The sequence below is a fragment of the Streptomyces sp. NPDC048370 genome (assembly GCF_043200825.1).
Taxonomy (GTDB): domain Bacteria; phylum Actinomycetota; class Actinomycetes; order Streptomycetales; family Streptomycetaceae; genus Streptomyces.
This window is the reverse complement of the sequence record NZ_JBICYI010000001.1, coordinates 193,547-217,096: the sequence shown is the minus strand read 5'-3', so window position 1 is coordinate 217,096 and position 23,550 is coordinate 193,547. Positions and strand designations below refer to the sequence as shown.

The following is a 23,550-nucleotide window of genomic DNA, read 5'->3' as shown; positions in this document are numbered from 1 at the left end:
GGCGGTTGACGGTGCCCGAAACACCTGTGCTCAGTCTGCGGGGGATCTCCAAGAGGTTCGGCGCCGTGCAGGCCCTCTCGGATTTCGACCTGGAGGTCCACGCCGGTGAGGTCGTCGCGCTCGTCGGCGACAACGGCGCCGGCAAGTCGACCGCCGTCAAGGCGATCGCCGGGGTGAATCCGCCGGACGAGGGCGTCATCACCTGGGAGGGTCGCCCGGTCACCGTCAACAGGCCCCACGACGCCCAGAACCTCGGCATCGCCACCGTCTACCAGGACCTGGCGCTCTGCGACAACCTCGACGTCGTCGGCAACCTCTTCCTCGGCCGTGAGATCAAACGCTGGGGCGTGCTCGACGAGGTCGGCATGGAGCAGCGCTCGCGCCAACTGCTCGACACCCTCTCCATCCGCATCCCCAGCGTCCGCATCCCCGTCGCCTCCCTCTCCGGAGGCCAGCGCCAGACCGTGGCGATCGCCCGTTCCCTGATCGGCGATCCGAAGGTCGTCATCCTCGACGAGCCCACCGCGGCGCTCGGCGTGGAGCAGACCGCCGAGGTCCTCGACCTCGTCGAACGGCTCCGCGAACAGCGCCTGGGCACCATCCTGATCAGCCACAACATGGTGGACGTGATGGCGGTCGCCGACCGTATCGCCGTCCTGCGCCTCGGCCGGAACAACGGCTTCTTCGACAAGCGCTCCACCACCACCGAGGAGATCATCTCCGCCATCACCGGGGCCAGCGACAGCGCGGTCACGCGCCGCCAGGCCCGCAAGCGGGAGGAGGAGCGATGAGGCGTGACCGAGGCCGCCACGACCCCTCCGCCCCGGGACCCGGCGACGGCGGAACCCAGGAGCCGGCCCATGACGCCGTACCCGCCGTCGACAGCCGGCTGATCGTCCGGGAGGAGGGCTTCAAGGGATACCTCGGGGAGTTCAAGCGGAAGCTGCGCAGCGGCGAACTGGGCTCCCTGCCCGTCGTCGTCGCCGTGATCATCATCTGGACGGTCTTCGGCACGCTGGACAGCGCGTTCCTCTCCGCGCAGAACCTCTCCGACCTCAGCCAGCAGATCGTCGGCACGGGCATGATCGCCATCGGCATCGTCTTCGTCCTGATGCTCGGCGAGATCGACCTCTCCGTCGGCTCCGTCAGCGGTCTGTGCGCCGCGATCTTCGCCGTGCTCAACGTGCTGAACGGCATGAACGAGTGGCTGGCCCTCCTGGTCGCCATCGCAGGCGGAGCGGCCGTCGGACTCATCCAGGGCTTCTTCTTCGCCAAGGTCGGCGTGCCCGCGTTCGTCGTCACCCTGGCGGGCAACCTCGCCTGGAACGGACTCATGCTGCAGATCCTCGGCACCAGCGGCACGGTCAACATCCCGAGCGAGAGCATCGTCTCGGAGCTGTACTCGAAGATCTTCCACAGCCCGGCCGCCGCCTACATCACGGCGGCCGTCGGTGTCGGACTCTTCCTCGCGGCCGCACTCCTCGACGCCCAGCGGCGCCGCCGCGCCAGGGTGCCGTTCCGGCCGATCGCCGAGATCGTGATCCGTACGGTCGTCATCGGCGCGATCGCCTTCGTCGCCGCGTACATCCTCAACCAGTACCAGGGGCTGCCGCTGGCGCTCCTGATCTTCCTGATCGTCCTGGTCCTCCTCGACTTCGTACTGCGCCGCACCTCCTACGGGCGGCAGATCTTCGCCGTCGGCGGCAACATCGAGGGCGCGCGCAGGGCGGGCATCAGCGTGCCGTTCGTCCGGATGTCGGTCTTCTCGATCGCCGGCACCATGGCGGCGATCGGCGGCCTCTTCCTGGCCGGGCAGATCCAGTCCGCGAGCCAGACCTCAGGCGGCGGCAACCTCCTGATGAACGTCATCGCCGCCGCCGTCATCGGCGGCACCAGCCTCTTCGGCGGACGCGGCACGGTCTGGTCCGCCCTGCTGGGCGCGCTGGTGATCGGGTCGATCCAGTCGGGCATGAACATCATGGGTGTCAGCAACGCCGTCCAGTTCATGATCACCGGATCGGTGCTGCTGGCCGCCGTGGTCGTCGACTCCCTGTCCCGCCGGAGCCAGAAGGCGGCAGGGCGCGCGTGAGCCGCCGTGCCCGCTCGGATCCGAGGCCTACGCGCCTCGCCGGTGCAGGGTGTCCAGGGACGCCAGTTCGTCCTCGGTGAGGCGCAGTGCGCCCGCCGCGACGTTGGCCACCAGGTGCTCCGGGTCGCCGGTCCCGGGGATGGCGAGCAGGTGCGGGCCCCGGTGCAGCGTCCACGCGAGCCGGACCTGTGCCGGGCTCGCCCCGTGCGCCCGGGCCACGGCGAGCACCTCGTCGTCCGCGCCACCGGTCGCGCCGCTCTCGCCGCCCGTACCGGCGATCGAGTAGAACGGCACGAAGGCGATGCCCTGCTCGCCGCACTCGCGGACGAAGGCGTCGTGATGGGGGCGCACCCCGATCCCGTACGGGTTCTGCACGCAGACCACCGGGGCGATCGCGCGGGCCTCCGCCACCTGGTGCGGCTGGACGTTGGAGAGGCCCAGGTGGCGGATGAGCCCCGCCTGGCGGAGCTCGGCCAGCGCCCCGAACCGCTCGGCGACGGAGTCGGTGCCGACGACGCGCAGGTTCACCACGTCCAGGTGGTCGCGGCCGAGTTGGCGCAGGTTCTCCTCCACCTGGCCGCGCAGCTGCTCCGCCGTCGCGTGCGGCAGCCAACGGCCCCACGGGTCACGGCCAGGACCGACCTTGGTGGCGATGACCAGGTCGTCCCCGTAGGGGGCGAGGGCGCGGTTGATCAGCTCATTGGCGGAGCGAAGGGGAGAGAAGTAGAACGCGGCGGTGTCGATGTGGTTCACGCCGAGTTCGACCGCCCGGCGCAGTACGGCGACGGCCTGGCCCCGGTCGCGTGGCACCGCGTCCTCGACGAGGGCCTCTCCCGTCTGCGGCAGGCGCATCGCGCCGAAACCGATCCGGTTGACCGTGAGGTCTCCGAGCGTCCAGGTGCCCGAGGCGGCGGCGGTGATCGTTTCCGTGGTCATGCCAGGGATGATCTCCCGACGCGGGTCCCGGACGCCAGCCGCCGTGGAGCCGGATGCCGGCCGCCGTGGAGTCGCTCGCCGACGCCGGGCTTCGGAGACCGGGGCCCGTACGGGGCTGCGCCAGCGGGAACGTCGCCGCCCGCGTAGGCTCGTGGGGACAGGCCAGGGTGATCGCACGCGACGGAGGGAACGGGCGCGGGCCATGAAGATCGATCTCACGGACACCACATCCAGCAAGATCAACAAAGCGATCGTCCAGGGCCGCAGGGACGTGGGCACGCCCACCGTCGGCATGGTGCTCACCCTCGTCATCGTCACCGACGAGGAGAACACCTACGACGCGCTGAAGGCCGCCAACGAGGCGTCCCGCGAGCACCCGTCCCGGACGCTCGTCGTCATCAAGAGGCACGACCGTTCGCCCCGGCGGCGCAACGAGGCCCGCCTCGACGCGGAGGTCCGCGTCGGCAGCGACGCCGGGTCCGGAGAGACCGTCCTCCTCCGGATGTACGGCGAACTGGGCGCCCGCGCCGACTCCGTGGTCCTCCCGCTGCTGCTCCCCGACGCCCCCGTCGTCGTCTGGTGGCCGGTCGACGCCCCCGAGGTGCCGTCCACGGACCCGCTCGGCTCACTCGCCCAGCGCCGCATCACCGACGCGTACGCCGTCGAGGACCCGCTGGCCGCGCTCGACGCCCGAGCCGCCTCCTACGCCCCCGGCGACACCGATCTCGCGTGGACCCGGCTCACCCCGTGGCGCTCGATGCTCGCCGCCGCCCTCGACCAGGCCCGCACGACGGTCGTCTCGGCCGCCGTGGAGAGCGAACCGGACAACCCGAGCGCCGAACTGCTCGCCCGCTGGTTCGAGGACCGGCTACGGGTCCCGGTCGAGCGGGTGGCCTCGGACGGGCCGGTCGTCACCGCCGTGCGCCTCGGTACGCCGGACGGCGAGATCCGGATCGACCGCCCCGAGGGCCCGGTCGCGCGGCTGTCCATCCCCGGCCAGCCCAACCGGGTCCTCGCCCTGAAGGTCCGTACGACGGCCGAGCTGATCGCCGAGGAGCTGCGCAGGCTCGACCCCGACGAGGCGTACGCCTCGGCCCTGCGGACGACTCGGACGCCGGTGGCCTAGGGCCTTTCGTTTGGATCATGCCGGGCTCGCGGGCCCTGGCACGCACGCTCGCCGCGTTGTCGTCGGTCGCCAACGCTCCGCGTTGGCTCCCTCCTCCGCCTTGCGATCGCACGCACCAGACCCCGCTCCCTGATCCGGCCTGATCCAAACGAGAGGCCCTAGCGGTCTCCGCTCGGACGCCGGTGGCGTAGCGGTGCCTGCTCAGATCGTGGTGTCGATCGGCAACCCCACGTAGTTCTGGGCCAGTTCGGCGGCCGCGTGCGGGGAGTCCGCGATGCGCTCCAGCTGGGAGAGCTGCAGCCGGGTGTCGAAGCCGGACCGCTCGGGGGCGCTGTGCAGCGTCGTCGTCATGAAGGACGAGAAGTGCTCGGCGCGCCAGACGCGGCGCAGGCACGTGTCGGAGTACGCGTCGAGCAGCTCCGTCGAGCCCGTGGTCGCGCGGTGGGCGAAGGCCCGCGCCAGGACGATCACATCGGCGGCGGCCAGGTTGAGTCCCTTCGCGCCGGTCGGCGGCACGATGTGCGCCGCGTCCCCGGCGAGGAACAGCCGCCCGTACCGCATCGGCTCGGTCACCGAACTCCGCATCGGCAGCACCGACTTCTGCGTGATCCGGCCGCGCTTCAGCCGCCACTCGGGGGCGTCCGCGAGCGCGAAACGGGCGTCGAGCTCGTCCCAGATCCGCTCGTCGGACCAGTCGGCCGGGTCGGTGCCGTTCTCCACCTGGAGGTAGAGCCGGCTCACGGCGGGGGAGCGCATGCTGGCCAGCGCGAAGCCCCGCTCGGAGTGGGCGTAGATCAACTCTTCGTACACGGGCGGTGCTTCGGCGAGGATGCCGAGCCAGGAGTACGGGTACGTCCGCTCGTACGTCGTCCGCTCACGCTCCGGGACGGCCGTCCGGGCGACCCCGTGGAAGCCGTCGCAGCCGACCACGTAGTCGCACGTCAGGGTCTTCTCGCGCCCCTCGTGCAGATACCGGATCACCGGGTGGTCCGTGTCGACGCCCTCCACCGAGCGCACCTCCGCCCCGAACGACAGCGGTCCGCCGTCGGCGAGTTGAAGGGCTATCAGATCCTTCACCACCTCGGTCTGGGCGTACACCCAGACCCGGCGGCCGTCGGTGAGCGAGGGGAAGTCGACCCGGTGGGCCCGGCCCCCGAAGCGGAGCTCGATGCCGTCGTGGGGGATCCCCTCGGCGTCGAGGCGGGCCCCCGCCCCGGCTGCGCGCAGGGCGTCGACGGTGGCCTGCTCAAGGATCCCGGCGCGCTGCCGCTGCTCGACGTAGGCGCGGTCGCGGGACTCCAGGACCACGCTGTCGATGCCGGCGCCGTGCAGCAGACGGGCGAGCAGCAGCCCGGCGGGGCCGCCGCCGACGATGCCGACGGTGGTGTGCATCTGGCCTCCATGTTCGTATAGTGAAGAAAACTTCACCTCAGAGTGGGGTGAGTGTGCGTCCGCCGTGCCCGCCTGTCAACGGCGAGATCCGTTCAGTGAGATCCGTCCAGCGAGACCCGTTCAGTGAGACTCGTTCAGTGAGACCCGTCCAGGGAGAGTTCATGCCGCCGATCGAGAACGCGCCCGCCGTCGAGGCGTCGGGTGGGGAGCCGGGCGGGGTGCCGCCGGAGGCCGTCGCGCCGCTGATGCGCGGGCTCATGGTGCTCCGCCGGCTCACCGACGCGGACGGCGTCCTCAGCCTGAGCGATCTGGAGCGCACCACCGGCCTGGCCCGCTCCACCGTCGACCGGGTGACCGGCACGCTCGCCCGCATGGATTACGTACGCCTCGACGGCCGTGACGTCTTCCTCGCACCCCGCCTGATGGAGCTCGGCAACGCCTACTTGGCGGCCCTCGGGATCCCCGGGCTGCTCGGCGGCCCCGCCGACGCGCTCGCCGACGAGCTGGACGAGTCGGTCTCGCTCGCGGTCGCCGACGGCGACGGCATCCGCTTCGTCCACCAGGCGACCCGGCGGCGCGCGATGTCCCTCAGCTTCCGCATCGGCGACCCGCTGCCGGCCGAACGGACCGCCCCGGGGGCGCTGTTCGCCGCCGACTGGACGGCGGCGGACTGGGAGCGCTGGCGGGCCCGCCGGGCCGCCGACCCCCGCAACACCGCCTTCCCCGCCGTGCCGGCCGGCGCGGCTCCTGACGAGGCGGCGTTCGCCGCGCGCGTGGCACGGGCCGCCGAGCGCGGCTGGGCCCTGGACGACCAGCTCATCGAACCCGGCCTGGTCGCCCTCGCCCTCCCCGTACGGGACACCGACGGCGCCGTCGCCTGCGTGGCGAGCGTGGTCAGCCACACCAGCCGCCACACCGCCGACTCCCTCTGCGAGGCGGTCCTGCCGCGGCTGCGCGCCGCGACGGCCGAATGGGAGACACGGGGGGAGTCGCCGGCGCGCGCGGCGAACCAAGCGCCGCCCGCAGGCCCCGCCGGCGGGCTCGCCGACTGGACCCATGCCTCGAAGCAGGAGCTCGGGCGGGGATTCGTCGAGTCGCTCGCCCGTGGGCTGACCGTCCTCACGGCGTTCGGGGAGGGGCGGCCCGTGTTGACCCTGAGCGCCGTCGCCGAGGCCACCGGACTCGCGCGGGCCACCGCGCGGCGGGCGCTGATCACCCTTGAGCACCTCGGGTACGTCGCCGTCCAGGGGCGGCTCTTCCGGCTCACCCCCCAGGTCCTCGCGCTCGGCTTCCCGTACCTCTCCCGGCTGCCGCTCCCGCAGATCGCCGCGCCGCACCTGGCCGAACTCTCCCGGCGCGTCCACGACTCCGCGTCCCTCGCCGTCCTCGCCGGCCACGACGTCCGCTACACCGCCCGGGTCGCCACCCGTCGGATCATGAGCGTCCACATCACCGTCGGCACCCGCTTCCCCGCCCACGCCACCTCGCTCGGCCGGGTCATGCTCGCCGACCTGCAGCCCGAGGCGCGCGCCGCCTGGCTCGCGGACGTCGAGCCGCGCGCCCTCACCCCGCACACCCTCACCTCGGGCCCGGAGCTCGCCGCCGTCCTGGAGCGGGTACGGGAGCAGGGGTACGCCCTCGTCGACGAGGAGCTGGAGCAGGGCCTCCGCTCGATCGCCGCGCCCGTGCGCGACCGCACGGGGGTCGTCGTGGCCGCCGTCAACGTGGCCATGCACAGCAGCCGCCGTACCGTCGAGGAGTGCGTCGGCGAGGTCCTGCCCGAGCTGCGCGCGGCAGTCGCCCGCATCGAGGCCGACCTACGCACGGCGGGGCGTTTCGCCCGCGTACCGGAGGTCTGAGCGGCCGGCCCCTGCCCCGCCGCCCGTCAGGACGCCAGCGGTTCCGCCGGGTCCCGTAGGCGCTCCGCCGCGTCCGAGACGCGTAGCAGCAGGCTCATGAACTGGGTCTGCTCCTCGGCCGACAGCGGGGCGAGGAAGACCTGGTTCATCCGCGCCGTCCGCACCGTCAGCCTGCGGTGCGTCCGCCGGCCCTCCTCCGTGAGCCGCAGCAGGAACCGCCGGCCGTCCTCGGGGTCGCGGACCTTGTCGAGCAGCTCCCGGCGGGTGAGCCGGCTGACGACCTCTGCGATGGTCGAGCGGTCAAGGCCCACCCGCTCGCCCACGGTCCGCTGGTCGAGTCCCGGCTCGGCGGTGAGCGCGTTGAGGACGCCGAACTGCGGGGAGGTGATCTCCTCCGAGACCATCGTCGTCCACAGCAGGTGGTGCGCCTGCTGGAGCCGCCGGGCCAGGTGCCCGGGATGGGTGGTCAGGTCCACCGCGGCCATCGTCTGCCTCCCGTGTCCGGTGCGAATTCGTCGGTGTACGGAACGATACGCGCTCACTTCGGCCGCCTCGGGCAACGCAAGGCCGCTCTTGACGCTCGCCGGATCCCCGCCAGATACTCAGTGCACTGACTAAATGGGAGGCTCGTATGGACAAGGTGGTCCCCAGTGCCGCCGAGGCGGTGGCCGACGTCGGGGACGGGGTGTCGCTCGCCGTGGGCGGCTTCGGCCTCAGCGGTGTGCCGAACGTCCTGATCGACGCCGTCCACCGGCGCGGAGTCGAAGGGCTTCGGGTCGTGTCGAACAACTGCGGTGCCATGGACTCCGGCCTCGCCGTCCTCCTCTCCGCCGGGCGCATCGCACGCGTCACGGGCTCGTACATCGGCGCCAACAAGGAGTTCGCACGGCAGTACCTGGGTGGCGAGCTGGAGGTCGAACTGATCCCGCAGGGGACGCTCGCCGAGCGGCTGCGGGCCGGGGGCTGTGGCATCCCCGCCTTCTACACGCCCGCGGGCGTGGGCACCCAGGTCGCCGACGGAGGACTGCCCTGGCGCTACGACGGCGAAGGCGGCGTCGCCCTCGCCTCTCCGCCGAAGGAGGTGCGGGAGTTCGACGGCGTCGCGTACGTCCTCGAGCACGGCATCCGCACCGACTTCGCCCTCGTCCGCGCCGCGCGCGGCGACCGCCACGGCAACCTCGTCTTCAACAAGGCGGCCCGGAACTTCAACCCCCTCGCGGCGATGGCGGGGAAGGTCACGATCGCCGAGGTCGAGGAGCTGGTCGAACCCGGCGGGATCGACCCCGACGCCGTCCATGTCCCCGGCGTGTTCGTCCAACGGGTCGTGGCCCTGACGCCCGAACAGGCCGCGCACAAAGGGATAGAGAAGAGGACCACCCGATGAGGCCGGTGACGGGCTGGACCCGCGAACAGATGGCCGCCCGCGCCGCGCGGGAACTGACGGACGGTCAGTACGTCAACCTGGGCATCGGACTTCCGACCCTGATCCCCAACCACCTCCCCGAAGGGGTCGAGGTGGTCCTCGAATCCGAGAACGGCATCCTCGGCACCGGCCCGTTCCCCACCGAGGACGAGGTCGACCCCGACCTCGTCAACGCGAGCAAGGAGACTGTCACGGTCCTGCCCGGTGCCTCCTACTTCGACTCCGCGCTCTCCTTCGGGATGATCCGCGGCGGTCACATCGACGTCGCCGTGCTCGGTGCCATGCAGGTCTCCGCCGGCGGGGACCTCGCCAACTGGGCCGTACCGGGCAAGCTCGTCACCGGCATCGGAGGGGCGATGGACCTCGTCCACGGCGCCCGGACCGTCATCGTCGTCATGACCCACACCGCCAAGGACGGCACCCCGAAGATCGTCGAGGAGTGCACCCTGCCGCTCACCGGCCGGGGCTGCGTCGACCTGATCGTCACCGACCTCGGCGTCCTCGACGTCACCGACGACGGTCTCGTCCTCACCGAGACCGCCCCCGGCGTCGACCCCGCCGACATCCTCGCCAGGACCGCCGCGCCGATCAGCCTCGCCCCCGGGCTCCGTTCCCCAGGGGCTGCCCGGTCCCTCGACGCCCCCGCCCACTGACCCATACCCCGGGAGCCCCCATGGCCCTCACCCAGTCGGACATCGACACCGAGATGGAACGTCACCAGGCCTCCTACGACAAGGAGTTGGCCGCCGGCGCCGCACCCCGCACCCACCCGGCCCGCGACTACGCCCCGTACCGCAGCTCCCTCCTTCGCCATCCCCGTCAGCCGCTCGTGGCCTTGAACGGCGGCGACCCGGAGACGGTGGAACTCTCCGGACCCGTCTTCGGACCCACCGACGTCACCGAGATCGACAACGACCTCACCCGGCAGCACGCGGGCGAGCCCCTCGGCGAGCGCATCACCGTCTCGGGACGCCTCCTCGACCGGGCGGGCCGCCCGGTGCGCGGCCAGCTCATCGAGCTGTGGCAGGCCAACGCCTCCGGACGGTACGCCCATCTGCGCGACCAGCACCCGGCGCCGCTCGACCCGAACTTCACGGGCGTCGGCCGCACCCTCACCGACGACGAGGGCCGCTACACCTTCACCACCGTCAGGCCGGGCGCCTATCCGTGGCGCAACCACACCAACGCCTGGCGCCCGGCCCACATCCACTTCTCCGTCTTCGGCACGGCGTTCACCCAACGGCTCGTGACGCAGATGTACTTCCCCGGCGACCCGCTCTTCGCCCACGACCCGATCCTGCGCTCGGTCACCGACCCGGCGGCCCGCGAACGGCTCGTCGCCCGCTACGACCACGCGCTCTCGCGGCCCGAGTTCTCCCTCGGCTACGCCTGGGACATCGTGCTCGACGGACCCTCCGCCACCTGGATCGAAGAAGGACGTCGACCGCGATGACGCCGCTCCCGACCCCCTCCCACACCGTCGGCCCGTTCTACGGCTACGCCCTGCCCTTCCCCGACGGCGACCGCATCGCACCCGAGGGCCACCCGGACCGGATCGTCCTGCACGGCCACGTCCACGACGGCGAGGGCGCCCCCGTCCCCGACGCGCTCCTCGACTTCTGGCAGGCCGCCCCCGACGGCTCCCTCGCGGGCGCGCCCGGATCGCTGCGCCGCGACCCGGTCACCGGCGGCCATCTCGGCCGCAGCACAACCGACTTCACCGGTTTCGGGCGCGTCCCCACCGACGCCGACGGCCATTACGCGCTCGCCACACTGCCACCCGGCAACGCGGGCCTGCCGTACATCAGCGTCTGCGTCTTCGCGCGGGGGCTGCTCCGCCACCTCTTCACCCGGGCCTATCTGCGGGACGGCGCCGACCCGCTGCTCGACGCGCTGCCGGCCGAGCGCCGGGCCACGCTCCTGGCCACGCCCGACGAGCGGGCGGCGCCGCGGACGTACCGCTTCGACATACGGCTGCAGGGCGAGGGCGAGACGGTCTTCCTGGAGTTCACATGACCTCCCAGCCCGCCGACCCCGACTCCGTGGACCCCGAACTCACCGACGTGGGCCTCCTCGCGCCCGGGCGGGCGGGCTCCCCGGCCGAGGTCGCGACCGCCGACGCCGCGTTCCTGCGGGCGCTGCTCGACGCGGAGGCGGCTCTCACCCGCGCCCAGGCCGCCGTCGGGCAGGCCCCCGCCGCAGCCGCCGAAGCGGTCACGGCCGCCACCGTCACCACCCGGTTCGACGCCAGGGACGTGGCCCTGCGCGCCCGGTCCTGCGGCAACCCCGTCATCCCGCTCGTCGCCGACCTGACGGCCGCCGTGCCCGAGGAGTGGCGCGCGTACGTCCACCGGGGTGCGACCAGCCAGGACATGATGGACACGGCGACGATGCTGGTCGCGCGCCGCACACTCGACCTGATCCTGCGCGACCTCGACCGCACCGGTCGGGCCCTTGCCGCGCTTGCCGCCACCCACCGGGACACGGTCATGCCCGGCCGTACCCTCACCCAGCACGCCGTGCCCACCACCTTCGGCCTCAAGGCGGCCGGCTGGCGCGCGCTCGCCCTCGACGCGCGCGACCGGATCCGTACGGTGCGGGACTCCCTGCCCGCCCAACTCGGCGGCGCAGCAGGGACCTTGGCCGCCTTCGGCGCATACGGCGACGGGGCGGAGGGGAGTGCCGAGCGGCTCGTGGCGGCCTACGCGCGGGAGACCGGCCTCGCCGTTCCCGTGCTGCCCTGGCACACCCTGCGTACGCCGATCGCCGACCTCGCCGGTGCCCTCGCCTTCACGGCCGGGGCGCTCGGCAAGACCGCCGTGGACGTCCTGACCCTCTCCCGCACCGAGATCGGCGAGGTCACCGAAGGGGCGGGCGGCGGCTCCTCCGCCATGCCGCACAAGGCGAACCCCGTGCGCGCCACGCTCGTCGCCTCGGCCGGCCGCCGCGCCCCGTACCTCGCCGCCACGCTGTACGGCTCCCTGGCCGCCGAGGACGAACGGCCCGCCGGCGCGTGGCACGCCGAGTGGGAGCCGCTGCGCGAGCTGCTCCGCCTCGTCGGCGGCGCGGCCCGGGACACCGCCGAACTGGCCGAGGGGCTCCGGGCCCATGCCGACGTGATGCGTCACCACCTCGACCTGACCGGCGGGTTGATCGTCTCGGAGCGGCTGTCCGCCGCCCTCGCACCCCTCGTCGGCCGCTCCCGGGCGAAGGAACTCCTCACCGAACTCGCCCGGCGCACCCGCGCGGAGGGGCGCTCGCTGGAGGAACTGCTCGCCGACGTACCCGAGGTGAAGGGCGTCGACCTCCGCGAGCTCACCGACCCCACCCGCTACACCGGCTCCGCCGGAGCCCTGACCGACCGCGCCCTGGAGCGACCGTGACCACCACCACCACCCCGCCGCCGTACGCAGGGCTGCACCACCGCGTCGAGGGACCGGCCACCGCGCCCGTCCTCGTCCTCGGCCCCTCGCTCGGCACCTCCACCGCCCTCTGGGACGCCGTCGCGCCCGAACTGTCGGCCACGCACCGGGTCGTCCGCTGGGACCTGCCCGGCCACGGCGGCTCCCCGGCCTCCCTCATCGGCCCCGGAGCGACCGTCGCCGACCTGGCCCGACTCGTCCTCGACCTCGCCGACGCGCTCGGTGCCCACCGGTTCTCGTACGCCGGGGTCTCGCTCGGCGGCGCGGTCGGTCTGCACCTCGCCGCCCACCACCCCGAGCGGGTGGAACGGCTCGCGGTCGTCTGCTCCTCCGCCCACTTCGGCGGCTCCGCGTCGTGGGAGGAGCGGGCGGCGACCGTGCGCCTCGACGGGCTCGCCGCGCTGGCCGCGAGCGCCCACACCCGCTGGTTCACCCCCGGCTTCACCGTGCCCGCGCTCGTGGCGGATCACCGCGGCGCAGACCCCGACGCGTACGCCGCCTGCTGCGACGCGCTCGCCGCCTTCGACCTGCGGGACCGGATCGCGGCGATCACCGCGCCCACGCTGGTCCTCGCCGGACGCGAGGACCCGGCGACCCCGCCCGCCCACGCCCGCGAGATCGCGGACGCGATTCCCGGCGCCGCCCTCACCGAGATCCCGGGCGCCTCCCACCTGGCACCGGCCGAACGCCCCGAGGCCGTCCTCGCCGCGCTGCGCGACCACCTCGGCGACGGCGCCGGGAAGCGGGGCATGGAGGTCCGCCGGCAGGTCCTCGGCGATGCCCACGTGGACCGCGCGCAGGCACGTCAGACGGCCTTCACGGCCCCGTTCCAGGACTTCATCTCCCGCTACGCCTGGGGCGAGATCTGGACCGATCCCACCCTGTCCCGGCGCGAGCGGAGCATGGTCACCCTCACCGCCCTTGTGGCCCACGGCCACCTGGACGAACTGGCGCTGCACGTCCGGGCGGCCCGCCGCAACGGCCTCACGCCCGAGGAGATCGGAGCCGTCCTGCTCCAGACCGCGGTCTACTGCGGCGTACCGGCGGCCAACGCGGCCTTCGCCGTGGCACAGCGCGTCCTCGCGGAGGAGCCTCCGCCCACGGACGAGCCGCAGGCGACGGACGAACCGCGGTCGACGGAAGAGCCGCGATCGGTGGATGAAGCGGGGGAGTGACGGCGGTCCGGTTGCCTCGACGGGCCTCCGTGTCCGATGTACTGAACCCACCAGTTCGTACAAGAGGAGCCACGCCATGGAGACCCCCGCCCCCGTCCTCGTCCTCAACGGGCCCAACCTCAACCTCCTGGGCCTGCGCGAGCCCGCGATCTACGGGACGGACACGCTCGACACGATCGAGCGGCTCTGCCACGACACCGGCGAGCGACTGGGCCTCCGCGTCGACTTCCGGCAGTCCAACCACGAGGGCGTCCTCATCGACGCCGTCCAGGAAGCCCGTACCGCCCACCGGGGCATCGTCATCAACCCCGCCGGATACAGCCACACCTCCGTCGCCCTGCGCGACGCCCTCGCCGCCGTCGGACTGCCCGTCGTCGAGGTGCACCTCTCGAACATCCACCGGCGCGAGGAGTTCCGGCACCACAGTTACGTCTCCGGTGTCGCCGACGCGGTGATCTGCGGAGCAGGCGCCCACGGCTACGCCCTCGCCCTCACCCACCTCGCCCGTCTGACCACCACGGACTGACAGCGGACAGCCGCCACGGACCGGCCACGGACCGGCCACGGACCGACCTCGGACCGACCACGTACCGACCTCGGACCGACAGGGGAAACCGTTTTCATGACGGGCTCGGCCCGCACGGCGGGCGCCCGGCGTGCGGGGGACCCCCCGAGGGCGGAGCATGAACGTGAGGAGGGTGGCCGCGGGGCGGCGACAGGAGGCTGCCATGCCCGACGCGCTCGTCGTACTGAAGAACGTCGACAAGCACTTCGGCGCTCTTCATGTGCTCCAGTCCATCGACCTGACCGTCGGGCGGGGCGAGGTCGTCGTCGTCATCGGCCCGTCCGGCGGCGGGAAGTCGACCCTCTGCCGGGCCATCAACCGGCTGGAGACCATCGACTCCGGCGAGATCGTCATCGACGGCAAGCCGCTGCCCGCCGAGGGCCGTGAGCTCGCCGCGCTCCGCGCCGACGTCGGCATGGTGTTCCAGTCCTTCAACCTCTTCGCGCACAAGACCGTGCTCGAGAACGTCACCCTCGGCCAGATCAAGGTCCGCAAGAAGGACAAGAAGGCCGCCGAGGAGCGGGCCAGGCAGCTGCTCGACCGGGTCGGGGTCGCGAGCCAGGCCGACAAGTACCCCGCCCAACTCTCCGGCGGCCAGCAGCAGCGCGTCGCGATCGCCCGGGCGCTGGCCATGGACCCGAAGGTGATGCTCTTCGACGAACCGACCTCCGCCCTCGACCCCGAGATGATCAACGAGGTTCTGGAGGTCATGCAGCAGCTCGCCCGCGACGGAATGACCATGGTCGTCGTCACCCACGAGATGGGCTTCGCCCGTTCGGCCGCCAACCGCGTGGTCTTCATGGCCGACGGCCGGATCGTGGAGGAGACGACACCCGAGCAGTTCTTCAGCAATCCCAGCAGCGACCGCGCCAAGGACTTCCTCTCGAAGATCCTGCACCACTGACCGCGGCCGTCCGGAGTCCAGCAGCCCCAGGGGTGACCCCATGAACCCTCGCAAGCTCACCAAGGCCGGCGTCGCCGCGGCCGCCGCGCTCGCCCTCTCCTTCTCCCTGGCCGCCTGCGGCGACGACGGGAGCAGCGGCTCGGGCTCCGGCGACGAAAAGATCACCGTCGGCATCAAGTTTGACCAGCCCGGCGTGGGCCTGAAGACGCCGGACGGCACGTACACCGGCTTCGACGTCGACGTGGCGACCTACGTGGCCAAGCAGCTCGGCCACGATCCCGGTGACATCGAGTGGAAGGAGGCCAAGAGCGCCGACCGGGAGACGCTGCTGCAGCGCGGTGACGTCGACTTCATCGCGGCCTCGTACTCGATCAACGACGAGCGGGCGGCGAAGGTCGACTTCGCCGGACCGTACCTCCTGGCCCACCAGGACGTACTGATCCGCGCGGACGACAACTCGATCAACAAGCCCGAGGACCTCAACAACAAGAAGCTCTGCTCGGTCACCGGCTCCACGTCCGCGCAGAACGTCAAGACCAAGATCGCGCCGCAGGCCCAGCTCCAGGAGTACGGCGGGTACTCCGAGTGCCTGACCGGCCTGGAGAACGGCGTCATCGACGCCCTGACCACCGACGACTCGATCCTCGCCGGCTACGCCTCGCAACCCGAGTTCGAGGGCAAGTTCAAGCTCGGCGGCTTCGAGATGAGCAACGAGAACTACGGCATCGGAGTCCAGAAGGGCAGCGAACTGAAGGAACAGATCAACGACGCCCTGGAGAAGATGGTCGCGGACGGCTCCTGGGACGCGGCCGTGAAGAAGAACTTCGGCCCGGCCGAGTACCAGAACGAACCCGCACCGGAGATCGGCGTCGTCGTGAAGTGAGTGGGCCGCCGTGTTCGACTTCCTCGAAGGCTACGACCTGCTGGGAGCGTTCTGGGTGACGGTGCAGCTCACCGTCTACTCCGCGATCGGCTCCCTGATCTGGGGGACGCTGCTGGCCGCCATGCGCGTCAGCCCCGTCCCCCTGATGCGGGGCTTCGGCACCGTCTACGTCAACATCGTCCGCAACATCCCGCTGACCGTCATCATCGTCTTCACCTCGCTCGGCCTCTTCCAGACCCTCGGCGTCGACATGGGCGCCAAGGACTTCACCACGATCAACTTCCGGCTCGCCGTCCTCGGACTGATCGCCTACACCTCCGCCTTCGTCTGCGAGGCGCTGCGCTCGGGCATCAACACCGTCCCCCTCGGCCAGGTCGAGGCCGCCCGCGCGATCGGGCTGAACTTCCCCCAGATCCTGCGCCTCATCGTGCTCCCGCAGGCCTTCCGTTCCGTGGTGGGGCCGCTGGCCAACGTCCTGATCGCCCTCACCAAGAACACCACCGTCGCCGCCGCCATCGGCGTCGCCGAGGCCGCCCTGCTGATGCGGGAGATGATCGAGAACGAGGCGCAGCTGATCCTCATCTCGGTGATCTTCGCCGGCGGCTTCATCTGTCTCACCCTCCCCACCGGGCTCTTCCTCGGCTGGCTGAGCAAGAAGGTGGCGGTGAAACGATGAAGGAGCGCCCCACCGTCCTCTACGACGTCCCGGGACCGCGCGCGAAGCGCCGGAACGTGCTCTACACGCTGCTGTTCCTGATCGCCGTCGCCGCGGTGATCTGGTGGGTCCTGGTGAGCCTCGCCGACAAGGACCAGCTGGAGGCGGACAAGTGGGAGCCGTTCGTCACCGACTCCCGGGTCTGGACCACGTACCTCCTGCCCGCCCTGGAGAACACCCTGATCGCCGCCGCGCTCTCCATGGTCATCGCCCTGCCCCTCGGCGCGCTCCTCGGCATCGGCCGGCTCTCCGACCACCGCTGGGTGCGGGGCGTCGCCGGGACGGTGGTGGAGTTCTTCCGCGCGATCCCCGTCCTCATCCTGATGCTCTTCGCCAACGCCGCGTACTCCGAGTTCACCGACGTCAGCCCCGAGAACCGGCCGCTGTACGCCGTCGTCACGGGCCTCGTCCTCTACAACGCCTCGGTCCTCGCCGAGGTGGTCAGGGCCGGGATCCTCTCCCTGCCCAGCGGCCAGACCGACGCGGCCAAGGCCATCGGCATGCGCAAGGGCCAGACCATGGCCAATGTGCTGCTGCCCCAGTCGGTCACCGCGATGCTCCCGGCGCTCGTCAGCCAGCTGGTCGTCATCGTCAAGGACACCGCGCTCGGCGGCGCGATGCTCGGCTTCTCCGAGCTCCTCGCCTCCGTACGCCCGATGAGCGCGAACTACGGCGCCAACACCATCGCGAGCTTCACCGTCGTCGCCGTCATCTTCGTCATCCTCAACTTCGCGCTCACCACCTTCGCCGGCTGGCTGGAGCGCCGGCTGCGGCGGGCGAAGAAGTCGACGGGAGCCGTCGTCGGCGCCGACGCGGTGGAGGAGCTCGCCCGGCCCGGCGAGCACCTCGGGCCGAGCGGCCCGGAGAAGTGACGCCCCTGCCGGGGCGGGCGCGTTTCGGCGTCCGGGGACCGGCCGCATAGAGTCGACCCACCCAGTCGACCTGGCGTTCTCGAACCGCCGACCACCCGAGGAGCTTGACGTGACCGACGCGGCGTCCACCGCCCTGCAGCAGCAGATCGCCGAGGAACTCGAGGTGTCCCCGACCTTCGACCCGCTGGTCGAGATCGAACGCCGGGTGGCCTTCCTCACCGAGCGCCTCACCTCCACCGGGCTGCGCAGCCTGGTCCTCGGGATCAGCGGAGGCGTGGATTCCACGACCGCGGGACGGCTCTGCCAGCTCGCCGTGGAGCGGGCCAGGGCGGCCGGCCACGACGCCACCTTCTACGCCATGCGGCTGCCCTACGGCGTCCAGGCCGACGAGAAGGACGCCCAGCTCGCCCTGGGCTTCATCGCCGCCGACCGGGTCCTCACCGTGGACATCAGGCCGTCGAGCGACGCCGCCCTCGACGCCGCCCTCGCCGGCGGGGTGTCCTTCCGGGACGCCCACCACCAGGACTTCGTCCAGGGCAACATCAAGGCTCGCCAGCGCATGATCGCGCAGTACGCCGTCGCGGGCGCCCACGACGGCCTGGTCGTCGGCACCGACCACGCGGCCGAGGCGGTCTCCGGCTTCTTCACCAAGTACGGCGACGGCGCGGCCGACGTCGTCCCGCTGACCGGCCTGACCAAGCGCCGCGTGCGGGCCTGCGCCGAGGCCCTGGGAGCCCCTGCCGAGCTGGTGTGGAAGACCCCGACGGCCGACCTGGAGACCCTCGACCCGGGCAAGCCCGACGAGGACGCGCTGGGCGTCACGTACGACGACATCGACGACTTCCTGGAGGGCAAGCCGGTCGCGGAGGCCGCCTTCACCTCGATCGTCCGGCGCTACCGGCTCACCGACCACAAGCGTCGGCTGCCGATCGCTCCCTGAGCACTCCCGGCCTTCTGAGCTCCCTCGGCTCCCGCCCCTGAGCTCCCTGAGAGTGACGGGCGGCGACCATCCGGACGCGAGCCCGCGTGCTGGGCGTCCGGATGGTGGTCCGCTGGGTGTGCCCCTCGGATTCCCCGAACGGCACACGCGAAGGAGACAACGGAATGTTCGGACAGTCGAAGGCGTTCAGCGGCTTCTCGGTCGACGATCTCGACAAAGCGCGCCAGTTCTACGGCGACACCCTGGGCCTGCAGGTGGAGGACACCGGAGAGGGGGAGATGCGGATGCTGACGATCAAGCTCGGGAGCGGCGCGAACGTCTTCGTCTACCCCAAGGACAACCACACGCCCGCGTCCTTCACGATCCTGAACTTCCCCGTCGACGACATCGAGGTCGCCGTCGACGAGCTGACGAAGCGGGGCGTCTCCTTCGAGCGCTACCCGGATTTCGAGCACGACGCCAAGGGCATCGTGAAGGGCCCGGACACCCACAGCCCGATGGCGATCGCCTGGTTCACCGACCCGGCGGGCAACGTGCTGTCCATCATTCAGGAGTAGGGGACCCCGCAGGTCGGAGCGCGGCGGTGACGGCCCGTACGAGCCAGGCGTTGGCCGAGAGGCCCTCGTGTCCGGCGGCCTCCTCCACCCGGGTCTTCAGAGGGGCCGGAAGCCGGAAGTTCACGCGCGCGGTGGCCGCGTCGTCCCCGTCGGCTGGCACGCGGGCCGGTACCGGCGCCGGGGTCGGCGCGGGCGCCCGTACGTCGGCGGCTGCGAACGGTCCCGGTGTCACGACGAACTCGGGGTCGAGGCCTCGCATGCGCACGTGGACGGAGGCGGGCGCCAGCTCGCCGGTGATCTCGTCCATGGCGGCGGAGAGGGTGTTCAGCACCGTGAGGCGCGCGGCCGACTCCAGAGGCGCGGTGAGCCGCTCGGCGAGTTCGCGGGCCTCCTCGCCGCCGGTGGCCGCGGCGGCCGCGAGCTCGTGGCGGAGGTTGTCGACATAGGGCGCCAGATCCATGACGCCATGATGGCACCGCTTTGGCGCCAAAGCAATCGTTGCGTGGTGCCATCCTGTCGCCGGGTCATGGGCCGGGTTTCCGTCCGCGCGGTGCGGGAAGCCGCGCGCCGAGGAGGTGCGCCATGGACGGCGGTAGTGGACGGAACGACAGGCGACGGGAGGGCGAGGCGGCCCACGCCCACGCCCAGTACGAGCGCGACAAGGCCGAGAACCTGCTGCAGCGGGCACGGCGGAGCGGCGACCCCGAGGAGGCGGCCCGGCTGCGTGAGCAGGGCGAGCGCCTCAAGGAACGCAGCGAGCAGGTACTGCGCGAGGAGCACGAACCCTGGCCCGACGACCAGCACGAGAGGTACCCCGGGTGACGGCTGCGCGTCCGCTGCGGACGGTGGCGCCAGGGTGATGCCATCGCTCCGGGCGTGGAGGACGCGGCCTTGAGCCTGAGGGCGCGGCCTTGGGTCTGAGCACGCGACCTTGAGTGTGGGCACGCCTTGAGTGTGACCACGCGGCTCTCGGCGTGATGCCACCACCCCCGAACGGCCCGACCCGGCGTGCGCCGCCCCGGCCCCCCGCCTGGAATGGGGGGATGACCGCGCCTCCCGACGACTGCCTCGCGCGCAACGAATGGATCTGCGGCGACTATCTGTCCTCCCGGAGCGAGATCCTCGGCGACGCCGTCCTCCAGCACCTCCAGCTGACCGTGCTCTCGGTCGTCATCGGGCTGCTCTTCGCCGTCCCGCTGGCCGTCGCCGCCCGCCGCTGGCGCTGGGCCGCAGGGCCCGTCCTCGGGATCACCACGATCCTCTACACGATCCCGTCCCTCGCGATGTTCTCGCTGCTCCTGCCGGTCTACGGACTCAGCGCCTCCATCGTCATCGCGGGGCTCGTGCTGTACTCGCTCACCCTCCTCGTACGGAACATTCTGGCCGGACTCCGCGCCGTACCCGAGGACACCCGGCAGGCCGCGCGCGGCATGGGCTACGGCCCCGTCCGGCTGCTGCTCACCGTCGAACTGCCGCTCGCGCTCCCCGCCGCGATGGCCGGGCTGCGCATCGCCACCGTCTCCGCCGTCTCCCTCGTCACCATCGGCGCGATCGTCGGGTTCGGCGGTCTCGGCAACCTCATCTACTCCGGGATGAACACCTACTTCAAGGCACAGGTCCTCACCGCCTCCGTCCTCTGCGTGATCATCGCGATCGCCGCCGACCTGCTCCTGCTCGGTCTGCAGCGACTGCTCACGCCCTGGACCCGGAGGCAGGCCGCGTGAACACCCTCTCCGCCACCTGGGACTGGCTCACCACCTCCGCCAACTGGTCCGGGGACAACGGCGTCTGGAACCGCCTCGCCGAGCACCTCTTCCTGACCGTCGTCTGCCTCGCCCTGAGCTGCGCCGTCGCGCTGCCGGTGGCCCTGGTCCTCGGCCACCTCGGCAAGGGCGGGGCGCTCGCCGTCAACCTCTCCAACATCGGCCGTGCCGTGCCCACCTTCGCCGTCCTCGTCCTGCTGCTGCTCAGCCCGATCGGCACGTACGGGGACTGGCCGACGATCATCGCGCTCGTCCTGTTCGCGGTCCCTCCGCTGCTCACCAACGCGTACGTCGGGATGCGCGGCGTCGACGCCGATGTCGTACGGGCCGCGCGAGGGATGGGCATGACCGGCCGGCAGATGCTCCTCGGGGTGGAGCTGCCGCTCGCGCTGCCGCTGATCCTCACCGGGGTCCGGATCGCCGCCGTGCAGCTCGTGGCCACCGCGACCGTCGCGGCGCTCGCGGGCGGCGGGGGCCTCGGCCGGATCATCACCGCAGGGTTCAACCTCGCCTCCACCCCGCAGGTCGTCGCGGGCGCGGTGCTCGTCGCCCTCTTCGCGCTGGTCGTCGAGGGCGTCTTCGAGGGTGCCCAGCGGCTCGCCCCGGCCTGGGCGCGGGGGAGTACGGGATGAGGGCGGGGGAGGACCTGATCGGGGCGCGGCGGGCGGTGGCGACGGCGGTGGCTTCGGCGATGGCGACCGTGGTGGCCGCCGCGGTGGCGCTGTTCGTCCTCGCCGGCTGCACCACGGGACCCTCCCTGGAGACCCAGGGCGAGGTCACCGCTCCGCCCGGCGACAGCCGCCATCTCACCATCGGCTCGGCGGGTTTCACGGAGAGCGACCTGCTGGCCCAGATGTACGCGGCGCTCCTCGAAGAGGCCGGCTACAGCACGAAGATCCTCTCGGTCACCAACCGCGAGATCTACGAACCGGCCCTGGAGAGCGGCCAGATCGACGTCGTACCGGAGTACGCGGCCACCTTCGCGGACTGGCTGAACGCCAAGGTCAACGGGCCAAAGGCGCCGACCGTCGGCTCGCCCGACCTGGCCGCCACGATGACCGCGCTGCGCGGGCTCGCCACGCCCCGGGGGCTGACCGTCCTCGACCCGGGCCGGGCCGTCGACCAGAACGCCTTCGCGGTCACCGACGCGTACGCCACCGAGCACGGGCTCACGACCCTGAGCGACCTGGGCGCGGCGAAGCTGCCCGTCCGGCTCGCGGCGGGCGACGAGTGCGTGCAGCGGCCGTACTGCGCACCAGGGCTGCGGGAGACGTACGGGATCGACATCACCGCCGTCGACCCGAAGGGCGTCGGCACCACGCCGGCCAAGCAGGCCGTGCAGAGCGGGCAGGACCAGATGGTCCTGACGACGACGACCGACGCCACCCTCGACGAATTCGGCCTGGTGCTGCTCGCCGACGACAAGAACCTCCAGAACGCCGACTACATCGTCCCCGTCGTCAACCGCTCCCGCGCCGGGAGCGAGGGCGTGACGAAGGCCCTCGACCGCCTCAACTCGGTCCTGACCACGGCCGATCTGGCGAACATGAACGAACAGGTGGACAGCTGGCGCCGACTACCCGAGGACGTCGCGCGCACCTACCTCCAGCAGGAGAAGCTCATCCCCGCCGACTAGGCCCCACCCGGCCGCCTCACGCGTCGGCGACCGAGTCGAAGTCCACCTCGTCCCGCGCCACGCCCTGCGCGTCCGCGTCCACCGAGCGGCGGAGGGCCTCGTGGAGCTTCGCCGGGGTGAGGACGCCGAGGAAGCGCGTGCCGTCGAGGACGGCCACCCAGCCCGCGTCGTGCTGGAGCATCTCGCTGAACGCGTGCTTCAGCGGGGCGCCGACCGGAACCCAGGCCTCCATGCGGCGGGCCAGGTCGCCGACCGTGCCCTCCTGGCCGGCGAGCGAGAGGGCCTCGGCGGCCACCCAGCCGTGCAGATCGCCGTCGGCGCCGAGCACGACCGCCCAGCGGGCCCCGTCGGCGCGCAGCCGGGCCGCCGCGTCCGAGGCCGGTTCGTCGAGGCGGGCGACCGGCGGCTGCTCCAGGTCGTCCGGTTCGATCGTGGTGACCGAGAGCCGCTTCAGCCCCCGGTCGGCGCCGACGAACTGGGCGACGTACGGCGTGGCGGGCGTGCCGAGCACGGCCGCCGGGGTGTCGAGCTGCTCGATGCGGCCCTGCCCGTACACGGCGATCCGGTCGCCCATCCGGACGGCCTCCTCGATGTCGTGGGTCACCAGGAGGACGGTCTTGCGGACGGTGGCCTGGAGGTTCAGGAACTCGTTCTGCAGCCGCTCGCGGACCACCGGGTCGACCGCGCCGAAGGGTTCGTCCATCAGGAGGACGGGCGGGTCGGCGGCGAGCGCGCGGGCCACGCCGACCCGCTGGCGCTGCCCGCCGGAGAGCTGGGACGGATAGCGCGAGCCGTACGTCTTGGGGTCGAGGCCGACCAGGTCGAGCAGTTCGGCCGCGCGGTCCCGGGCCTTCGCCTTCTTCCAGCCGATCAGCGCGGGCACGGTCGCGGTGTTGTCGAGGATCGTCCGGTGGGGGAAGAGCCCGACCTGCTGGATCACGGAGCCGATGCTCCTGCGCAGCTTGACCGGGTCGACCGAGGCGATGTCCTTCCCGTCGACCAGGATCCGGCCGGAGGTCGGCTCGATCAGCCGGTTGACCATCATCATCGTGGTCGTCTTGCCGCAGCCGGACGGACCGACCAGGGTGACCAGTTCGCCCTCGGAGACCTCGAAGGTCAGGCCGTCGACCGCGGTCGTGCCGTCCGGGTACACCTTGCTGACCTGCTCGAACCGGATCATGGATCCACGCTAGGAGGCGCGGAGCCCTGTCGCACGGGGGCGGGGACCAGTCGGGGAGCCTCCGGATTCCGCGCCGTACGGCCCGGGCGCAGCCCTTGTCATGACCCTTGCGA

At 72.0% G+C, this 23,550-nt stretch carries 26 protein-coding genes; 21 read left to right on the top strand and 5 right to left on the bottom strand.

The window, feature by feature from the left end; translation table 11 throughout:
* Positions 1-11 precede the first annotated feature (11 nt).
* Together ACGFYP_RS00935 and ACGFYP_RS00930 are read left to right on the top strand one after the other, a co-directional pair.
* Positions 12-791, top strand: coding sequence for an ATP-binding cassette domain-containing protein (locus ACGFYP_RS00935; protein ID WP_393485150.1), 780 nt, complete (start codon positions 12-14; stop codon positions 789-791).
* Positions 788-2,089, top strand: a complete 1,302-nt coding sequence (locus tag ACGFYP_RS00930) for a sugar ABC transporter permease (protein ID WP_393485149.1) — start codon at positions 788-790, stop codon at positions 2,087-2,089. Before ACGFYP_RS00935 ends, ACGFYP_RS00930 begins: the two co-directional genes overlap by 4 nt.
* Before the next feature lie 27 nt (positions 2,090-2,116).
* Here the strand turns inward: ACGFYP_RS00930 and ACGFYP_RS00925 are convergent, their stop codons facing one another.
* Positions 2,117-3,025: an oxidoreductase gene (locus ACGFYP_RS00925; RefSeq protein WP_393485148.1), complete on the bottom strand. Its 909-nt coding sequence runs from the start codon at positions 3,023-3,025 to the stop codon at positions 2,117-2,119.
* A 202-nt stretch (positions 3,026-3,227) separates the two neighbouring features.
* Between ACGFYP_RS00925 and opcA the strand changes: the two genes are divergently transcribed.
* Positions 3,228-4,151 (top strand): glucose-6-phosphate dehydrogenase assembly protein OpcA, encoded by a 924-nt coding sequence (opcA, locus tag ACGFYP_RS00920; RefSeq protein WP_361962096.1) that lies wholly within the window; start codon positions 3,228-3,230, stop codon positions 4,149-4,151.
* A 201-nt stretch (positions 4,152-4,352) separates the two neighbouring features.
* Here opcA and ACGFYP_RS00915 read toward each other — a convergent pair whose 3' ends face one another.
* Positions 4,353-5,543 carry a 4-hydroxybenzoate 3-monooxygenase gene (locus ACGFYP_RS00915; RefSeq protein WP_393485147.1) on the bottom strand — a complete coding sequence of 397 codons (1,191 nt, stop codon included), beginning with the start codon at positions 5,541-5,543 and terminating at the stop codon, positions 4,353-4,355.
* A 161-nt stretch (positions 5,544-5,704) separates the two neighbouring features.
* Here ACGFYP_RS00915 and ACGFYP_RS00910 point away from each other — a divergent pair, with 161 nt between their 5' ends.
* Positions 5,705-7,402 carry an IclR family transcriptional regulator C-terminal domain-containing protein gene (locus tag ACGFYP_RS00910; RefSeq protein WP_393485146.1) on the top strand — a complete coding sequence of 566 codons (1,698 nt, stop codon included), beginning with the start codon at positions 5,705-5,707 and terminating at the stop codon, positions 7,400-7,402.
* A gap of 26 nt (positions 7,403-7,428) precedes the next feature.
* Here ACGFYP_RS00910 and ACGFYP_RS00905 read toward each other — a convergent pair whose 3' ends face one another.
* Entirely contained in the window at positions 7,429-7,887 is a 459-nt protein-coding gene (locus tag ACGFYP_RS00905) for a MarR family winged helix-turn-helix transcriptional regulator (RefSeq protein WP_393485145.1), read from the bottom strand.
* Between the two features lie 146 nt (positions 7,888-8,033).
* Between ACGFYP_RS00905 and ACGFYP_RS00900 the strand changes: the two genes are divergently transcribed.
* The 13 genes from ACGFYP_RS00900 (at position 8,034) to ACGFYP_RS00840 (ending at position 18,858) form a co-directional block, all read left to right on the top strand.
* Entirely contained in the window at positions 8,034-8,786 is a 753-nt protein-coding gene (locus tag ACGFYP_RS00900) for a CoA transferase subunit A (RefSeq protein WP_393485144.1), read from the top strand.
* Positions 8,783-9,478 carry a CoA transferase subunit B gene (locus ACGFYP_RS00895; RefSeq protein ID WP_393485143.1) on the top strand — a complete coding sequence of 232 codons (696 nt, stop codon included), beginning with the start codon at positions 8,783-8,785 and terminating at the stop codon, positions 9,476-9,478. The genes ACGFYP_RS00900 and ACGFYP_RS00895 overlap by 4 nt, the downstream gene beginning before the upstream one ends.
* 20 nt (positions 9,479-9,498) lie before the next feature.
* Positions 9,499-10,278 carry a protocatechuate 3,4-dioxygenase subunit beta gene (gene pcaH / locus ACGFYP_RS00890; protein ID WP_393485142.1) on the top strand — a complete coding sequence of 260 codons (780 nt, stop codon included), beginning with the start codon at positions 9,499-9,501 and terminating at the stop codon, positions 10,276-10,278.
* Entirely contained in the window at positions 10,275-10,841 is a 567-nt protein-coding gene (gene pcaG / locus ACGFYP_RS00885) for a protocatechuate 3,4-dioxygenase subunit alpha (protein WP_393485141.1), read from the top strand. Before pcaH ends, pcaG begins: the two co-directional genes overlap by 4 nt.
* The gene (pcaB, locus tag ACGFYP_RS00880) at positions 10,838-12,208 is read left to right on the top strand and encodes a 3-carboxy-cis,cis-muconate cycloisomerase (protein ID WP_393485140.1); all 1,371 of its coding nucleotides are present in this window, start codon (positions 10,838-10,840) and stop codon (positions 12,206-12,208) included. The genes pcaG and pcaB overlap by 4 nt, the downstream gene beginning before the upstream one ends.
* Positions 12,205-13,422: a 3-oxoadipate enol-lactonase gene (gene pcaD, locus ACGFYP_RS00875; RefSeq protein ID WP_393485139.1), complete on the top strand. Its 1,218-nt coding sequence runs from the start codon at positions 12,205-12,207 to the stop codon at positions 13,420-13,422. The genes pcaB and pcaD overlap by 4 nt, the downstream gene beginning before the upstream one ends.
* A gap of 76 nt (positions 13,423-13,498) precedes the next feature.
* Positions 13,499-13,948 (top strand): type II 3-dehydroquinate dehydratase, encoded by a 450-nt coding sequence (gene aroQ, locus ACGFYP_RS00870; protein WP_393485138.1) that lies wholly within the window; start codon positions 13,499-13,501, stop codon positions 13,946-13,948.
* 202 nt (positions 13,949-14,150) lie between these two features.
* Positions 14,151-14,891, top strand: coding sequence for an amino acid ABC transporter ATP-binding protein (locus tag ACGFYP_RS00865; RefSeq protein ID WP_393485137.1), 741 nt, complete (start codon positions 14,151-14,153; stop codon positions 14,889-14,891).
* Positions 14,892-14,931: 40 nt separating this feature from the next.
* Positions 14,932-15,774 carry a glutamate ABC transporter substrate-binding protein gene (locus tag ACGFYP_RS00860; protein WP_361962116.1) on the top strand — a complete coding sequence of 281 codons (843 nt, stop codon included), beginning with the start codon at positions 14,932-14,934 and terminating at the stop codon, positions 15,772-15,774.
* 10 nt (positions 15,775-15,784) lie between these two features.
* On the top strand, positions 15,785-16,450 hold the full coding sequence (locus ACGFYP_RS00855) for an amino acid ABC transporter permease (protein ID WP_361962118.1): 666 nt from the start codon (positions 15,785-15,787) through the stop codon (positions 16,448-16,450).
* Complete coding sequence (locus ACGFYP_RS00850) at positions 16,447-17,361, top strand: amino acid ABC transporter permease (RefSeq protein WP_393485136.1); 915 nt, start codon at positions 16,447-16,449, stop codon at positions 17,359-17,361. The genes ACGFYP_RS00855 and ACGFYP_RS00850 overlap by 4 nt, the downstream gene beginning before the upstream one ends.
* 109 nt (positions 17,362-17,470) lie before the next feature.
* Positions 17,471-18,301, top strand: a complete 831-nt coding sequence (gene nadE / locus ACGFYP_RS00845) for an ammonia-dependent NAD(+) synthetase (protein WP_361962122.1) — start codon at positions 17,471-17,473, stop codon at positions 18,299-18,301.
* A gap of 164 nt (positions 18,302-18,465) precedes the next feature.
* Positions 18,466-18,858 (top strand): VOC family protein, encoded by a 393-nt coding sequence (locus ACGFYP_RS00840; RefSeq protein WP_393485135.1) that lies wholly within the window; start codon positions 18,466-18,468, stop codon positions 18,856-18,858.
* Here the strand turns inward: ACGFYP_RS00840 and ACGFYP_RS00835 are convergent.
* The gene (locus ACGFYP_RS00835; RefSeq protein ID WP_393485134.1) at positions 18,845-19,318 is read right to left on the bottom strand and encodes a hypothetical protein; all 474 of its coding nucleotides are present in this window, start codon (positions 19,316-19,318) and stop codon (positions 18,845-18,847) included. The genes ACGFYP_RS00840 and ACGFYP_RS00835 overlap by 14 nt on opposite strands.
* A gap of 122 nt (positions 19,319-19,440) precedes the next feature.
* Between ACGFYP_RS00835 and ACGFYP_RS00830 the strand changes: the two genes are divergently transcribed.
* From ACGFYP_RS00830 to ACGFYP_RS00815, 4 genes are all read left to right on the top strand, one after another.
* Entirely contained in the window at positions 19,441-19,680 is a 240-nt protein-coding gene (locus tag ACGFYP_RS00830) for a DUF6381 family protein (protein ID WP_361962128.1), read from the top strand.
* Positions 19,681-19,901: 221 nt separating this feature from the next.
* Complete coding sequence (locus tag ACGFYP_RS00825) at positions 19,902-20,582, top strand: ABC transporter permease (protein ID WP_393485133.1); 681 nt, start codon at positions 19,902-19,904, stop codon at positions 20,580-20,582.
* Positions 20,579-21,253 (top strand): ABC transporter permease, encoded by a 675-nt coding sequence (locus tag ACGFYP_RS00820; protein WP_393485132.1) that lies wholly within the window; start codon positions 20,579-20,581, stop codon positions 21,251-21,253. The genes ACGFYP_RS00825 and ACGFYP_RS00820 overlap by 4 nt, the downstream gene beginning before the upstream one ends.
* 59 nt (positions 21,254-21,312) lie before the next feature.
* The gene (locus ACGFYP_RS00815; protein WP_393485988.1) at positions 21,313-22,257 is read left to right on the top strand and encodes an ABC transporter substrate-binding protein; all 945 of its coding nucleotides are present in this window, start codon (positions 21,313-21,315) and stop codon (positions 22,255-22,257) included.
* Positions 22,258-22,273: 16 nt separating this feature from the next.
* Here the strand turns inward: ACGFYP_RS00815 and ACGFYP_RS00810 are convergent, their stop codons facing one another.
* A complete protein-coding gene (locus tag ACGFYP_RS00810; protein WP_393485131.1) occupies positions 22,274-23,437 on the bottom strand; it encodes an ABC transporter ATP-binding protein in 1,164 nt (387 codons plus the stop codon).
* Positions 23,438-23,550 lie beyond the last annotated feature (113 nt).